Genomic DNA, 14,863 nt, shown 5'->3' with positions numbered 1-14,863 from the left:
GTCCTGAAGCTCAGCTGGTTAATTTCCGCTTCCGCGATGTCGAATACGGAAACAGGGCGCAGGCTGAGTTTCTTCAAGCCGGGGGATTGATATTGAGTTTTTCTGGCTCTTCTCTCGCATCAGATGGATTGGAAGTGAGCGAGTGCTCTATTGAAGGCTCGCATGACGTAGCCTTGCCCATCTACTTTTGCTATCGGCAAAATGCCTGGACCGATCGACATCAGACGGTATTTCTTCACCTATTGCGTCATCTTGCTTCGTGAGGCCATTTGGCCTCGTGTCGTCAAGTGAATGTTGACGCCTTGTAACACATGACTGACGGCTTTGCCCTCATGCTTTTCCAAGATTCCGATTTAGATTGTTGACTCTTGGAGGGCGGAGCATGAAAAACCGTACGGTTTTGCTTTATATGACGTTTGTTTTTCTGTCGAACTTCAGCACCATTTTGTATTTTCTGACGGTTTACCTTGAATTCGTCGGATTCTCGATGGTGGCGATTTCTAGCATGATGATTGCATATCAAGTGAGCAAGTTCATCCTTGAAGTTCCCACTGGCTATATTGCCGATAGGTTTGGACGAAAGACAAGTGGTCTCGTTGGCGTCGTGGGGATGCTTGGATACTACGACGCCCTACTCCTCGTCCGTTCTCCTCTGCTTTTAATCGGCGCGTTTGCTCTCAAAGGTTTTGCCGCTGCATGTGTGAGCGGATCCATAGAAGCGATTTACATTGACAGCGTTTCTCAGGACCAGCTCGTAAGACTTAATGTCGTTGAGCGATTTGTTTTCTATGCCTCTTTTGCCATCTCCGCTTGCGTGGGCGGTTTCATTTCGTCTGTCGGTGCATATCTCATTGGTCTTTCGGCAGATATCATCGCAATGGTGTTGACGCTGGTTGTCGTTGTCTGCATTCCTGAGATGCGAAGAGGGGGCACTGCGGGGACACCTGAGCGTGGAATTAGCCCGAAGATGATCGGTGCCGCTATTGCGTGCAATGGCATTCTTCGTTCAGCGTTCATCATGGACTGTTCTCAAGCATTTGCTTTTGTCGCCCTGGAAGACTTTTTCTCACTGTTGCTTGCGGGTCGCGGAATGAATGCCGTCGCTTCGGGCGTGACCATTGCGGTTCAGCTCCTTGCCTCCGCCTCCATAGGGTTTATTGTGCCCAGTGTGATTGCTCGTGTCGACAAGGGCCGTTTTGCGTGTATTTGCGGCATTGTGCGCCTTTCCCTGACTGCTCTGTTTTTGATTCCCTTTACTCCGGCTAATTTGCTGCCCGTGTTCTATGTGCTGCAGACGGTTGCGTACTCGTTGTTTGCCCCAATCAAATACTCAATTTTTCAAAATGCTGCTGATTCTTCGATGCGCTGTTCATTGATTTCGGTTCAAAGCCAGATGGTGGCGGTGGGTGCTGTTCTTTTCTATCTGCTCAACGCTGTGTTGAGCAGCGCTGCGGGCATTCAAGTCGTATTGCTTGTCGCGCTCGGGATTTCTTCTTTGGTGTATATTCCCGCGCTATTTCGTCTTACAAGCCAAAGGACATGAGTATTTAGGCACCGATAACTTATATATCAACGCCAATAAACCCGAGCGCGAGGGCGTTTGGGTTTATTATTGAAGCGTATGTAACCTGGCGGCGCCACACCGCCTGTTAGTAGGGAGACACATGAACGTTCTGGTCGTCAACGCGGGATCTTCGACCCTTAAGTATCAGGTCATCGATACCAAGTCCCACAAGGTGTCCGCAAAGGGCTCCTGCGAGCGCGTCTGCTTTACCGGCGGTACCTTCACCCACGCTGCCAACGGTTCCAAGAAGGTGACCGAGAACATCGAGTTCCCCGACCACAAGGTCGCCATCGAGGTCGTCCTGAAGGACCTCGAGGCCAACGGCGTCAAGATCGAGGGCATCGGCCATCGCATCGTTCAGGGCGGTTGGTACTTTGGCGACTCCTCCCTCGTCGACGAGGACGTTCTCGCCAAGATTCGCGAGGTCGCCCCGCTGGCACCGCTGCACAACAACCCCGAGGCCAACGTTATCGAGTACTGCCTCGAGCAGTATCCCGACCTGCCCAACGTCACTGTCTACGACACCGCTTTCCACTTCAACATGCCCGAGGTCGCCAAGACTTACGCCCTGCCCAAGGATGTTTGCGACAAGCTGCACATCCGTAAGTACGGTGCCCACGGCACCAGCTACCGCTACATCTCCAAGAAGGTCGCAGAGATGACCAACGGCGAGGCCCGCAAGGTCGTCGTGTGCCATATCGGCTCCGGCGCTTCCCTGTGCGCCATCGAGGACGGCAAGTGCATGGACACCACCATGGGCTTGACGCCGCTCGACGGCGTCATGATGGGCACCCGCTGCGGCTCCATCGACCCGGCCACCGTCTGCTACCTGCAGCGCGAGGGCGGCTACACCTTCGATGAGGTCGACGAGATGATGAACAAGAAGTCCGGCCTTTTGGCTGTGACCGGTGGCAAGACCAACGACTGCCGCAACGTCGAGGAGCTCGCCGCTGCCGGCGACCCCGAGGCTCAGCTCGCCTTCGACATGTTTGTCTACAAGATTGCCGCCAAGGCTGCCGAGATGGCTACTTCCATGTGCGGCATGGACACGCTGGTCTTCACCGCTGGCATCGGTGAGCACGCTCCGGCCGTTCGTGCCGGCGTTGCCGACCGTCTGGCCTTTATGGGCGTCAAGATGGATCATGCCCGCAACGCCCTGCGTGGTGACGGCGCTTGGTGCCTGTCTGCCAAGGATTCCAAGGTCAAGATCTTCGTCATCCCCACGGACGAGGAGTTCATGATCGCTTCCGACGTCGAGCGCATCGTCAACGGCAAGTAATTGCAAGAGGGGGGGCTGGACGACCGAGCGCCGTTCGGCCCCTCTTTTGCGCTCGTTGGGCGATATGCTGATAGCTATTTATCAAGATATGATAACTTCTTATTAAAATGCGGCCGCCTTAAGGGGTCTGCGTCGACCGTATTGCACTGCAAAGGAGTCTCATGAACGTACTTGTTGTTAACGCCGGTAGCTCAAGCCTCAAATATCAGCTTTTGGATACCGATACTCGCGAGGTTTTCGCCAAGGGCAACTGCGAACGCATCGGTTCGGACATGGGCATCTTTGGCCACTCCGAGAACGGTGGCGCCAAGCAGACCGAGGAGGTCTCTTTCCCCGATCATCGCTCTGCTATCGCTCGCGTGCTCGAGGAGCTCGAGAAGACCGACTTTACGATTGATGGCATTGGCCATCGTATCGTTCAGGGCGGCTGGCACTTCGATGATTCCGCGGTCGTCGACGATGAGGTCATGGCTAAGATCCTTGAGGTGGCCCCGCTCGCTCCGCTGCACAATTACGGCGAGGCCGCAGCAATCGAATATTGCCGCGAGAAGTATCCGGAGCTGCCCAACGTGGCCGTCTTCGACACCTCGTTCCACATGACCATGCCCGAGGTCGCCTACACCTACGCGCTGCCCAAGGACGTGTGCGATAAGTACCACGTGCGCAAGTACGGTGCCCACGGCACGAGCCACCGCTATGAGTGGATGATGGCCAAGGAGATCCTGGGCTCGCGCTGCCACCGTCTGCTTTCGTGCCATCTGGGCAACGGCGCTTCGCTCGCCGCCATCGAGGACGGCGTGTGCCGCGATACCACGATGGGCCTCACGCCGCTCGACGGCCTGATGATGGGTACCCGTTGCGGCTCCATCGACCCGGCTACCGTGTGCTACCTGCAGCGCGAGGGCGGCTACAGCTATCAGGAAGTCGATGACATGATGAACAAGCAGTCTGGTCTGCTTGCCATCTCGGGCATCTCCAACGACGCCCGCGACATCCGCACGCGCGCCTCCGAGGGCGACGAGCGCTGCCTGCTCGCCTTCGATATGTTCGCCTACAAGGCCATGCAGCAGGCCGGTTCCATGATCGCTTCCATGGCGGGCGTGGACACCATCACCTTTACCGCCGGCATCGGCGAGAACGACTGGTCGATCCGCAAGGCTTTCTGCGACTGCTTCGAGTGGCTGGGCGTACGCATCGACAACAACAAGAACCGCGAGGCCGTGGGCAACGGCCCGCAGGTCATCAGCGCCGCCGGCTCTTCCGTCACGGTCATGGTCATCCCCACCGACGAGGAATACATGATCGCCCACGACGTCGAGCGCCTGACCAAGAACAACTAACGCGCGCATTTGCAAGTAAACGAAAGGCCTCCAAAGCAACAGCTCCGGAGGCCTTTTTGCTAGCAGGTGGAAATTCCTGTCCCGAGGGGATATGTCCGCTACTCAGCCATCTGAGCCTGGACGGCGGTGATGGCCACGACACCCACGATGTCGTCAGCAGAGCATCCGCGCGACAGATCGTTGACCGGCTTGGCGATGCCCTGCAGGATGGGGCCGTAGGCGTCGGCGCCGGCGAAGCGCTGGACCAGCTTGTAGCCGATGTTGCCGGCCTCGAGGTCGGGGAACACGAGCACGTTGGCCTTGCCGGCAACGGAGGAGCCGGGAGCCTTGAGCTGGGCGACGGTGGGGACAATAGCGGCATCGAGCTGCAGGTCGCCGTCGATGGCGAGCTCGGGAGCCTTCTCCTTGCAGAACTTCACAGCCTCCTGGACCTTCTTGGCGACCTCGCCGCCAGCGGAGCCCATGGTGGAGTAGGAGAGCATGGCCACGTGCGGCTCAACATTGCCCATGAAGGTGGACCAGGAGTGAGCGGAGGCGATGGCGATCTCGGAGAGCTCGTCGGAGGACGGGTTGATGTTGAGGCCGCAGTCGGCGAAGATCAGCGTGCCGTCGGTACCAAACTGCGGGGTGTCGGTGCACATCACGAAGAAGGCCGAGACCAGCTTGGTGCCCGGAGCGGTCTTGAGAATCTGCAGTGCGGGGCGCAGGGTGTCGGCGGTGGAGTGGCAGGCTCCGGAGACCAGGCCGTCGGCGTCGCCCATCTTGACCATCATGGTGCCAAAGTAGGTGGCGTCCATCACCTGGGCGCGAGCCTGCTCGATGGTAACGCCCTTCTTGGCGCGGAGCTCGGCAAACTTCTGCGCGTACTCCTCGTGCTTCTCGGCATTGCGCGGGTCGATGACGGTAGCGCCGGGAACGTCGATCTCGTCGGGGTTGCCCAAGATGACGAGCTTTGCCAGGCCTTCCTCGATGATCTTGTTGGCCGCGACGATGGTGCGTGGGTCCTCGCCCTCGGGCAGGACGATGGTCTTAAGGTCGGCCTTGGCGGCAGACTTCATACGGTTTAGGAAATCGCTCATGTTACTCCTTACAAGCGTTTCGCTAAGCTCCAGGCCCTCGGCTGCACACGAATAAACCCGCTGCTAGCGGGTTTACCTTTCAATAATGTACGCCGCGGTGCTTGAGCTTTCCTTGTGTGGCAAGCTCATTATAGGACGCATTAGCGCTATAATCGCTCTGATAAATATGTCTCGAAGAATGTTCGAGAAAAGCCCAGCTAACGAGCCCGTGGCTTTTGACAAGGAGTATCGATGCAGATTACCTCAGGCCTGCCTGAAGGCTTTAATGCCGGTGCGTACGACATGATCGTTGTCGGCGCCGGATATGCCGGTGCCGTTTGCGCCCGCCGTCTTGCCGAAACTATCGGCTATCGTGTTGCCGTTTTGGAGCGCCGTAGCCACATTGCGGGCAATGCCTTCGACTGCACTGACGAGGCGGGAATCCTGGTCCACGAGTATGGTCCGCACATCTACCATACCTTTAACGAGCGCGTCCACAATTTCCTGTCGCGCTTTACCAAGTGGACGGACTACCAGCACAAGGTGCTCGCCAACATCAACGGTACCCTTATGCCCGTGCCCTTTAACCATGCGAGCCTCAAGCTCGCCTTTGGCGATGAGCGCGGCGAGGAACTGTATCAGAAGCTCGTGGAGACCTTTGGCAAGGACGTCAAGGTGCCCATTATGGAGCTGCGCAAGAAGAACGACCCGGATCTAGTCGAGGTCGCCGATTATGTCTATGAGAACGTCTTTTTGCATTACACCATGAAGCAGTGGGGCCAGACGCCCGATCAGATCGACCCCTCGATCACCGGCCGCGTCCCCGTCTTTGTGGGCGATGACGATCGCTACTTCCCGCAGGCTCCTTTCCAGGGCATGCCGCAGGACGGCTATACCGCGCTGTTCGAGCATATGCTCGATCACGATCTGATTGACGTATTCTGCGACGTGGACGCCCGTGACCTCTTTGAAATCGACGAGACCACCGTCAAGATCGACGGCAAGGTCTATGGTGGCGAGATCGTCTACACCGGTCCACTCGACGAGCTGTTCAACCTCGACCTGGGCGCGCTGCCGTACCGCACGCTCGATATGAAGTTCGAGACGCTCGATATGGACCAGTTCCAGCCTGTGGGCACCGTCAACTACACCACGAGCGAGGACTATACGCGCATTACTGAGTTCAAGAACATGACTGGTCAGGTCCTGCCCGGCAAGACCACCATCATGAAGGAGTACTCCAAGGCCTATACGCCCGGCTCGGGCGAGACGCCGTACTACGCTATCCTGGAGCCCGAGAATCGCGAGCTCTATGAGCGCTATCTTGAGCGCGTCCAGAACCTGACGAACTTCCACCCGGTGGGTCGTCTGGCCGAGTATCGTTACTACGATATGGACGCCGTGACCAATTCCGCCCTCGATCTTTCGGATGAGATTATCGCCTGCCATGCATAAAGTCATAACATTCGGTATTCCCTCGTATAACGCCGCCAAGGACATGGACCATTGCATCACCTCCATCTTGGAGGGGAGCAATTACGCCACCGATATCGAGATTATCGTGGTGGACGATGGCTCCAAGGACGAGACGGCCGCCAAGGCCGACGAGTGGGAGGCCCGTTATCCTGGAATCATCCGCGCGGTGCACCAGGAGAATGGCGGCCACGGCATTGCCGTTCTTTCGGGCCTGCGCGAGGCGCAGGGCACCTACTACAAGGTTGTCGACTCGGACGACTGGCTCGACGGTGCGGCGCTTTCGACCATGCTGTCGATTCTGCGTGGCTTTGAGGAGCGCGACCAGCGCGTCGACCTGTTTATCTCGAACTACGTGTACGAGAAGGTTTACGAGGGCACGCATACCGCGATTGGCTACAAGTTTGCCCTGCCGCGCAAAAAGATTTTCTCTTGGGACCAGATCGGACACTTCCGTCCCGATCAGAACCTGCTCATGCACAGTCTGTGCTATCGCACCGATGTGCTGCGCGAGTCCAATCTGCCTATGCCGGCACACACGTTCTACGTGGATAATATCTACGCATACGTGCCGCTGCCGCGCTGCAAGACCATGTACTACGCCGACATCGACCTCTATCGCTACTTTATCGGTCGCGAGGGCCAGAGCGTCAATGAGGCCACGATGGTCAAGCGCCTGGGTCAGCAGTTCCGCGTAACGCGCATCATGATGGAATCGTTCCACCTGTACCAGGACGTTGAGTCCTCGCGTCTGCGTTCGTACATGATGGGCTACTTCACCATGATGATGGCGATTTGCTCGGTGCTCACCAAGCTTTCCGAGGAAGATTGTGCCGATGAGCGTCTGAAGACGCTGTGGAAGGACCTGAAGGAGTACGACGAGCGCATGTATCGTCGCGCTCGCTACGGCGTGGTCGGATTCTTTACCAACCTGCATGGCCGGGCCGGAGACAAAACCACACTCGGCCTATACCATCTGGCCTCAAAGATCTTCAAATTCAACTAACTGCTGAGTAATCGCTGCTGATAGGTTGACTGGGCCCCTTGGCCTTTAGTTTGCTACTGCGAACAGTCCTGCTCGCACGGAAAGCACATTAAGTGCTTTCCGGCTCGTGCGGAACTTGTATCAAACTAAAGGCCAAGGGGCCTCTGCTATAAGAATCGATTGTCAGACTGTCTGAATTTGAAGATCTTAGACGCGCGGTACACAGGGGCCTGGGCTGAAAAGATCTTAGTTGGTAGTCGGTCGGGGACGGGCGGGCATTACGTTTGTCGCGAGTTCCGCATGCAAAGAAGGCCACTTAATGTGGCCTTCGTCTTGCATGGGACTGTAGAGCAGCAAACATAACCAAGACCCACCGGGCAACCGGTCGAGTAAGGTTACTTCGCGGCACCCGGGATTCCGTGGGAGGTTTTGGCGGTTTTGGCTCCGTTTACGATGGCGGTTTGCAAAGCCCTTACGGCGAGCATGCCCAACAGGTCCAAGGGAACGGCGGCGCTTGTCTGAGCGTCTAGTTTGCCGCTGGCGAGGGTGTAGATGGTGTCACCGTCGTTCGTGGTGTGCGTGGGGCGGATGGCGTGCGCATAGGCGTCTGCGGCCATCTGGGAAACCTTGGTGGCCTGGGCCTTGGTGAGCTCAACGTTGGTGACGATGCAGCTGATGGTGGTGTTGGTGCGGTCGAGCGGCATTTGCATGGAGCCGGCGGCGGCAAAGGCTGCGAGCTCCATGTCGACGATCTGGTCGCTATCGGCTGCGGCGCGCATGCCGGCAACCCACTCGCCGGTGAAGGGGTCGACGACGTTGCCGCAGGCGTTGACCGAAACCACGGCACCTACCTTAACGGGGCCGAGTGCCACGGCGGCAGCACCAAGGCCGGCCTTCATGCAGGTAGCGGGGCCCATAAGCTTACCCACGGTGGCACCGGTGCCGGCACCTACATTGCCCTGCTCGAGCGCGGTGGGGGTGTTGTCGAGCGCCTCGCGCACGGCGGAGATGCCAGCCTCAATGTCGGGGCGTACGGTGGGGTCGCCAAACGCGAGGTCGAAGATGCAGCTAGAGCACACGATGGGCACCTGAGTGGGGCCGACGGGAAGGCCGATGCCGCGGCTCTCGAGCTCGCGGGCGACGCCGCTTGCGGCCTCCAGACCAAAGGCCGATCCGCCCGAAAGGCAGACGGCGTGGACCTTGTCCACGGTGTTCTCGGGACGCAGCAGGTCGGTCTCGCGCGATGCCGGTGCACCGCCGCGAACGTCAACACCGCCGGTGGCGCCCTCGGGTGCCACGATTACGGTGCAACCGGTGCCGGCCTCCTCGTCCGTATAGTTGCCAAAGCAAAAGCCATCGACATCGCAGACGTCAATGGCCTCGAGCAGTGTATCCATGTTTAACTCCTATCGGTTTTCCGCCGCGCCTTGTGCCCGGTCGGGATCCGTACGGTACGCCGAAATTGTAGGCGCTGGGGGATACCCAGCGCCAGATGCAATTACGATAGTTTTTGAATCGCGCGTGCGACGCGTGCGATGGGCAGGCCCACCACGTTGTAGAAGTCGCCCGAAATATCATGCACGAGCATGCGCCCGCCTGTGCCCTGGATGCCGTAGGCGCCTGCCTTGTCCATGGGCTCGCTCGAGGCGACGTAGCGCTCAATCTGCTCGTCGGTGAGCTCATAGAACGTCACGTCGGTCACATCGACAAACGACAGGCTCTCGGCAGCGTGTGGGGCGGTGGTGTCTCCGGCTCTAACGATGCAGACGCCGGTTGCGACCTGGTGCGTGCGCCCCGAGAGCTCGTGGAGCATGGTGCGGGCTTCGTCCTCGTTTGCCGGCTTGCCCAAAAGCTTGCCATCGAAGGTGACGATGGTGTCGGCCGCGACCGTCAGCTCATTGGGCTCGGCATACTCGGCAGCAACGGCAGCCGCCTTGGCGCGTGCCAAGCGCTCGACAAGCGTGAGCGGGGCCTCGCCATCAAAGGGCGTTTCGTCGATATCCGCGGGAATCACGCGAATGTTGTAGCCTGCCTCGCGCATCAGCTCTATGCGGCGCGGCGATTGCGAAGCCAAAATCATAGTTGGATGCCCTCGGCGACCTTCTCGACGGCCTTGTCGCCGGCGAGCGTGCGCAGCAGCTCCAATGCAAAGGGGAGGGACTGTGCCATGCCGCTGGCAGTGATGATGTTGCCGTCTTGCGTGACCTTCTCGCCGGTATAGGCGCCTTCGGGGAAGCTTTTCTCAAAGCCAGGGAAGCACGTGGCATGGCGCCCCTCGAGCAGGTCGAGCTCGCCCAGGATAAACGGGGCGGCGCAGATGGCGGCGACGTGCTTGGTTGCGGCGAACTCGCAGACCACGTCGCAGACGCGCTGATCTGCGCGCAGGTTGGTGGCACCGGGCAGGCCGCCGGGCAGCACGACGCAGTCGTACTCGTCAAAGTTGATCTCATCAAAGAGCGCATCGCAGGTCACGGGGATCTGCAGCGAGCTTACGACCTCGCGCGTGGGCATGATCGAGACGAGCGTGGCACGCACGCCGCCGCGACGCATGACATCGACCATGGTCAAGCATTCAATAGTTTCAAAGCCATCGGCGGCGAGAACGGCAACGCTGGGCATGAGGGTTCCTTTCATAGGCGGCATACAATTAGCCGTCTTATACCCCGAAGACCTCCGCTTGCCACGCTCGATTTCCCAATGATTTTCTGAGCAATGATTAAGCGGCTAGTTGCGCCTAAGGTGGACGACGGTCTCGCAGTGGAAGGTTTGTGGGAACAGGTCGACTGGCGTGATCTTTACGGGGGAGAAGGTGCCTTCTTCGACAAAGCGCTTGAGGTCGCGTGCCAGGGTGGCCGGATCACAACTCACATAGGCGACATCGCGAGCACTCGTGCTGGCGATGAGGTCGATGGCCTCGGGCGCCAGGCCCGCGCGTGGCGGGTCGACCACCAGGACATCGGCATCCTGGTCGGGGAACTCGCGCACCGCGTCTCCGCCAATGACGTCGACGTTATCAAGCTTGTTGATCTCGAGGTTACGGCGCAGGTCGCGCACGGCCGGACCGTAGGCTTCGACGGCGGCAACAAAGTCGCAGCGGCGGGCGAGCGGCAGGGTAAAGGTTCCGGCACCGCAGTATAGGTCCACGGCCAGCTCGTCTTCCTGCGGGTCGAGGGCGTCCATAACGAGCTCAATCAAAATCTCGGCGCCCTTGGTATTGACCTGGAAAAACGACGGGGCAGATAAGCGCATCTGGCCTTCGGCGATATTCTCGGTCCACGAGCCCTCGCCGGCGAGCATCTCGACTTTGGAGACACGGCGGGCTTTCTTTTCGCCCTTGCTCATTACACGCACTACGCTCGTGGGGTGTGCGGCATCTGCCAGAACGCGCGAGACCTGTGAGCGCGGGAAGGAGCCTGTGGGCGTCCAGAGTGCGACCTCGAGTGCCTTGGTGCGGCGCGATGCGCGAATGCCCACGCGTTCGAGCCCCAAGTCATGGCTGCCGCTTAGATAGTTGAGTGCGCCGACGACCGATTTGAGTGCCTTCGGGAAGCGCTTATCGAACAGCGGACACATATCGACGGTCACGATTTTGCTGGGGTCGACACCGTGCATGCCAAGGCGCACGCGACCGTTGACGACGGTCGGTTCGAGCTCGATTTTATTGCGGTAGCCCCAGTCGTCCTTGGTGTGGCAGATGGGCTGTACCAACTCATCTGCCAGCTCAGGAGCGAACTTGCCGATGCGCTCGAGCGTGGAGCGCAGGTTTTGCTCCTTGGCGGCGAGCTGTGCCGTGCGTGAGAGATTGCCCCACGAGCAGCCGCCGCAGATGCCCACGAAGGGGCAGGGAGGCTGAATGCGATTGGGGCTTGGCTCCAGAATCTCGGTGGTGCGGGCGCGCATGAATGACTTGCCGTCCTGTACGACCTCGGCCTCGACGGTGTCGCCTGCCACGGCACCCTGCACAAAGACGGCCTTGCCGTTGTCGGCGTGCGCCAGCCCGTCGGCGCCGTAGGTCATCGATTCTATAGTGAGCTTCATATTCCTGCCTGTCATTCGCGCTGTTGTTCGCACCATGGTAGCAGGGAAAAGCGCCCCGCATCCGAGGCTTTCCTCAAATGCGGGGCGCTTCTACAAACTGCTTCTACAAACGACTATTTCGTCTTGCCGGTAATGAGCGTCTTAAGACCCAGGCCGATCAGACCCAGGCCCATGCGCACGCGGCCGGGGCGATGGCGCTCGATGGCCTTGGTCTTGCCAGCGGGCTTATCGCGACGGGCGCTCGTCTCGGGTGCGGGCTTGGTGACCTGCGGATCGGGCTGAGGTGCAGGTGCAGGCTCGGGCTCAATGACGGTCGCCTGGACCTCTTGGACCTTGGGTGCTACTGGCTGCGGCTCGGCCTCGGAGGCAGGTTCCGCCTCAATGACGGGCTCGGGCGCGGCCTCGGCGTTGCGATAGGCACGCTCCAGTAGAGCTTCCTGCGAGTTGAAGGGTTTCTCACCCTCTGCACGCTCCACGGGGACCCAGGTGCCGTCGCTCGTGAGGCTGCGGGCCTTCACGTTGTCCCGCAGCTGCATGCCCATGTACTCGTGCACTAGGGCGCGGCAGGTGGGGTCGAGCACGGGGAAGGCGATCTCCACGCGGTGCTCGGTGTTGCGCGTCATCATATCGGCTGAGCTCAGGTAAATCATGTCCGAGTCCACGCCAAAAGCGTAAACACGCGCGTGCTCCAAAAAGCGTCCGACGATGGAGCGGACATGCACGTTCTCGGTCTTGCCCGAAACGCCGGGCTTGAGGCACGAGATGCCGCGGATGATCATGTCTACGCGCACGCCGGCACACGATGCCTCGGCGATCTTGTCGATAACCTCGCGGTCGGTCAGCGAGTTGAGCTTAAAGAACACGCGGGCGGGCTCGCCGGCAAGGGCGCGCTGGATCTCGCGGTCAAGCCCGCGCATGATGAGCGGTTTCAGTCCGACGGGCGCCACACCCAGGAAGCGGTAGTCGCCGCGCAGGTTGCCCAGCGACAGATTGCGGAAGAACAGGTTGGCGTCTTCACCGATGCCGGGATGGGCTGTCATGAGCATAAAGTCGCTGTAGAGTTTGGCCGTCTTCTCGTTAAAGTTGCCGGTGCCCAAAAGCGTGAGGCGGGTGAGCGCCATACCCTCGCGATAGGTGAGCTGGCAGATCTTTGAGTGGCATTTAAAGCCCTCGGAACCATAGATGACGGTGCAGCCCGCTTCTTCCAGACGCTCGGCCCACTCGATGTTGTTCTGCTCGTCAAAGCGCGCGCGGAGCTCCATGAGCACCGTGACCTCTTTGCCGTTCTCGGCGGCATCGATCAGCGACTCGCATAGGCGGCTCTGCTTGGCCACGCGGTAGAGCGTGATGCGCAACGAGATGCACTCGGGGTCGTAGGCTGCCTCGTGTACCAGATCCAGGAACGGATTCATGGCCTCGTAAGGGTAGAAGAGCAGCTTGTCGTGCTGCAGCACCTGCTCGCGGATGGAGCGGGTCATGTCGATGGTGGGGTTGGGCTGCGGCTTAAACGGCGTAAAGAGCAGCTCGTTGCGCAGGTGCTCGGGAATCTTGCCCTCAATGCCAAAGACGTAGCCCAGGTTGAGCGGGATATCGCAGGTAAAGACAGAGCGGCGCGAAAGCTCGAGCGCCTTGCGGATAGTCTTGAGCGTCGCCTTCTCGAGCGACCCCGAGACCGCGAGCACTACCGGCTGCAGGCGCAGGCGCTTCTTGAGGATGCGCTTCATGTGCTGGCGGTAGTCCTCTTCCTCTTCGACGCCCTCGCCGTCCGGATCGATGTCGGCGTTGCGGGTGACGCGGATCAGCGCACGATCCAGCGGCTTATAGGAGCCAAAGCAGCTGTCCAGGCAGGCGAGGATGACGTCCTCGAGCAAGATGTAGGAGTAGGTGCCGGTGGGCGAGGGGATCTCGACCACGCGGTTCATCGAGGCGGGAATCTCGATAAGGCCCAGTAGGCTCTCCTCGTCGGTGGCGCCGTCCAGACCACAGGCCAGATAGAGCGCGCCGTTGCGCAGGTTGGGGAAGGGGTGGCGAGGATCGATGACCAGCGGCGAGATGACCGGCGACACGTAGGCCTGGAAGTAGCGGGTTACAAAGGTGCGCTCCTCGGGCGTAAGCGAATCGATGTGGGCGCGGTGAACGCCCAAGGTGTCGAGCTTGCCCTCGATGCTCTTAAAGATGGACTCCCAACGGGTAAGGAGCCCGGGCATTTCGGCCATGACAGCATCGACCTGTTCGGAGGCGGTCATATTGCTCTTGTTGTCGACAGGTTGTTTTTTGAGCTCTGCCAGATCGGACAGGCCGCCCACGCGCACCATGAGAAACTCGTCGAGGTTAGACTCGAAAATCGACACGAACTTTAGACGCTCGAACAGCGGAACGGTCTCATCGAAGGCTTCGTCAAGCACGCGGTTGTCAAAGCGCAGCCAGCTAAGCTCTCGGTTTTGCGTGTACGAAAAGTCGCGCGGCGGCTTGCGCAGCTTTGCGGCGGCTTGCTTCTTTTCGATTTTGCTCGGCATATGCATCTGTCCGTTCAGTCCCCGTAGAGGACGGTAGCCTAACACTTTTCACTATTGTCTCAATTTAGTCGACCGCTGGCACGGACGTATCGCGTGAACGGTATCTTTACCTACTTCTTACGCTGCCAAGGCATGCAACTAACTGCCCAACTCGTTTGGAAACAATCTATATCCATACTCAACTGGTGAGGATGTATGAATAAGAATGATTGCGAGCTGAATATAATCGAATCCAAATTGAATCATGGACAAACGACATATATATGCAGAAAACCGTTTTAGCTATGCAATTCCTAAACATGAAAATATTTGTGCAATCTAGCTTAATTCCTTAGAAAAAAGAACATTTACCTTTGAAAACCTGCTTTAGAGAACCGAAGTGCATCATGGGGGAATCATATGCGAAATACCGTTCATCGCACTTTGCTGACCGTTCGGGGGCGAGGTGGAATTGCGGGTGGAATTTGGATATAACTAGAGCTGTCAGCAAGCAGCGTCCCATACGGAGGGGCGCTGATACATTCGGCCAGTAAGGCCCGAAAGAAAGGTAGGAGGCCATGACGAAAGGTCTGCACGTGCCTTCCGAGATCGGCAAGCTCAGGAAGGTCTG

General features: G+C 58.9%; 11 protein-coding genes. 5 read left to right on the top strand and 6 right to left on the bottom strand.

Going from position 1 to position 14,863, the window contains the following annotated elements; translation table 11 throughout:
- Nucleotides 1-382 precede the first annotated feature (382 nt).
- The 3 genes from I2F59_RS01285 to I2F59_RS01275 all read left to right on the top strand — a co-directional run bounded on the left by I2F59_RS01285 (nucleotide 383) and on the right by I2F59_RS01275 (nucleotide 4,183).
- Nucleotides 383-1,543, top strand: a complete 1,161-nt coding sequence (locus I2F59_RS01285) for an MFS transporter (protein ID WP_195502951.1) — start codon at nucleotides 383-385, stop codon at nucleotides 1,541-1,543.
- Between the two features lie 121 nt (nucleotides 1,544-1,664).
- Nucleotides 1,665-2,843, top strand: a complete 1,179-nt coding sequence (locus tag I2F59_RS01280; RefSeq protein WP_006234305.1) for an acetate/propionate family kinase — start codon at nucleotides 1,665-1,667, stop codon at nucleotides 2,841-2,843.
- Between the two features lie 161 nt (nucleotides 2,844-3,004).
- Entirely contained in the window at nucleotides 3,005-4,183 is a 1,179-nt protein-coding gene (locus I2F59_RS01275; protein ID WP_195502950.1) for an acetate/propionate family kinase, read from the top strand.
- Between the two features lie 98 nt (nucleotides 4,184-4,281).
- Here the strand turns inward: I2F59_RS01275 and pta are convergent, their stop codons facing one another.
- Nucleotides 4,282-5,262: a phosphate acetyltransferase gene (gene pta / locus I2F59_RS01270; protein ID WP_117640338.1), complete on the bottom strand. Its 981-nt coding sequence runs from the start codon at nucleotides 5,260-5,262 to the stop codon at nucleotides 4,282-4,284.
- Between the two features lie 231 nt (nucleotides 5,263-5,493).
- Here pta and glf point away from each other — a divergent pair, with 231 nt between their 5' ends.
- Both glf and I2F59_RS01260 read left to right on the top strand, forming a co-directional pair.
- The gene (gene glf / locus I2F59_RS01265) at nucleotides 5,494-6,696 is read left to right on the top strand and encodes a UDP-galactopyranose mutase (protein ID WP_195502949.1); all 1,203 of its coding nucleotides are present in this window, start codon (nucleotides 5,494-5,496) and stop codon (nucleotides 6,694-6,696) included.
- Nucleotides 6,689-7,720: a glycosyltransferase family 2 protein gene (locus I2F59_RS01260; protein ID WP_195502948.1), complete on the top strand. Its 1,032-nt coding sequence runs from the start codon at nucleotides 6,689-6,691 to the stop codon at nucleotides 7,718-7,720. The genes glf and I2F59_RS01260 overlap by 8 nt, the downstream gene beginning before the upstream one ends.
- A 374-nt stretch (nucleotides 7,721-8,094) precedes the next feature.
- Here the strand turns inward: I2F59_RS01260 and I2F59_RS01255 are convergent, their stop codons facing one another.
- The 5 genes from I2F59_RS01255 to ppk1 all read right to left on the bottom strand — a co-directional run bounded on the left by I2F59_RS01255 (nucleotide 8,095) and on the right by ppk1 (nucleotide 14,253).
- The gene (locus I2F59_RS01255) at nucleotides 8,095-9,096 is read right to left on the bottom strand and encodes a P1 family peptidase (protein ID WP_195502947.1); all 1,002 of its coding nucleotides are present in this window, start codon (nucleotides 9,094-9,096) and stop codon (nucleotides 8,095-8,097) included.
- A 101-nt stretch (nucleotides 9,097-9,197) separates the two neighbouring features.
- The gene (locus I2F59_RS01250) at nucleotides 9,198-9,779 is read right to left on the bottom strand and encodes a Maf family protein (RefSeq protein ID WP_195502946.1); all 582 of its coding nucleotides are present in this window, start codon (nucleotides 9,777-9,779) and stop codon (nucleotides 9,198-9,200) included.
- Entirely contained in the window at nucleotides 9,776-10,318 is a 543-nt protein-coding gene (locus tag I2F59_RS01245) for a DJ-1 family glyoxalase III (RefSeq protein ID WP_055287259.1), read from the bottom strand. The genes I2F59_RS01250 and I2F59_RS01245 overlap by 4 nt, the downstream gene beginning before the upstream one ends.
- Nucleotides 10,319-10,423: 105 nt before the next feature.
- Entirely contained in the window at nucleotides 10,424-11,752 is a 1,329-nt protein-coding gene (gene rlmD, locus I2F59_RS01240) for a 23S rRNA (uracil(1939)-C(5))-methyltransferase RlmD (RefSeq protein ID WP_195502944.1), read from the bottom strand.
- Between the two features lie 98 nt (nucleotides 11,753-11,850).
- The gene (gene ppk1, locus I2F59_RS01235) at nucleotides 11,851-14,253 is read right to left on the bottom strand and encodes a polyphosphate kinase 1 (protein WP_229065258.1); all 2,403 of its coding nucleotides are present in this window, start codon (nucleotides 14,251-14,253) and stop codon (nucleotides 11,851-11,853) included.
- Nucleotides 14,254-14,863 lie beyond the last annotated feature (610 nt).

Source organism: Collinsella aerofaciens, from assembly GCF_015556945.1.
Classification (GTDB): Bacteria; Actinomycetota; Coriobacteriia; order Coriobacteriales; family Coriobacteriaceae; genus Collinsella; species Collinsella aerofaciens_AO.
This window is presented reverse-complemented; position numbering and strand designations above follow the sequence as displayed.

Bases quoted from the DNA above. Each gene is read 5' to 3' on its own strand.
- I2F59_RS01285 (WP_195502951.1), top strand. From the start codon at position 383: ATGAAAAACCGTACGGTTTTGCTTTATATGACGTTTGTTTTTCTGTCG.
- I2F59_RS01280 (WP_006234305.1), top strand. From the start codon at position 1,665: ATGAACGTTCTGGTCGTCAACGCGGGATCTTCGACCCTTAAGTATCAG.
- I2F59_RS01275 (WP_195502950.1), top strand. From the start codon at position 3,005: ATGAACGTACTTGTTGTTAACGCCGGTAGCTCAAGCCTCAAATATCAG.
- pta (WP_117640338.1), bottom strand. From the start codon at position 5,262: ATGAGCGATTTCCTAAACCGTATGAAGTCTGCCGCCAAGGCCGACCTT.
- glf (WP_195502949.1), top strand. From the start codon at position 5,494: ATGCAGATTACCTCAGGCCTGCCTGAAGGCTTTAATGCCGGTGCGTAC.
- I2F59_RS01260 (WP_195502948.1), top strand. From the start codon at position 6,689: ATGCATAAAGTCATAACATTCGGTATTCCCTCGTATAACGCCGCCAAG.
- I2F59_RS01255 (WP_195502947.1), bottom strand. From the start codon at position 9,096: ATGGATACACTGCTCGAGGCCATTGACGTCTGCGATGTCGATGGCTTT.
- I2F59_RS01250 (WP_195502946.1), bottom strand. From the start codon at position 9,779: ATGATTTTGGCTTCGCAATCGCCGCGCCGCATAGAGCTGATGCGCGAG.
- I2F59_RS01245 (WP_055287259.1), bottom strand. From the start codon at position 10,318: ATGCCCAGCGTTGCCGTTCTCGCCGCCGATGGCTTTGAAACTATTGAA.
- rlmD (WP_195502944.1), bottom strand. From the start codon at position 11,752: ATGACAGGCAGGAATATGAAGCTCACTATAGAATCGATGACCTACGGC.
- ppk1 (WP_229065258.1), bottom strand. From the start codon at position 14,253: ATGCCGAGCAAAATCGAAAAGAAGCAAGCCGCCGCAAAGCTGCGCAAG.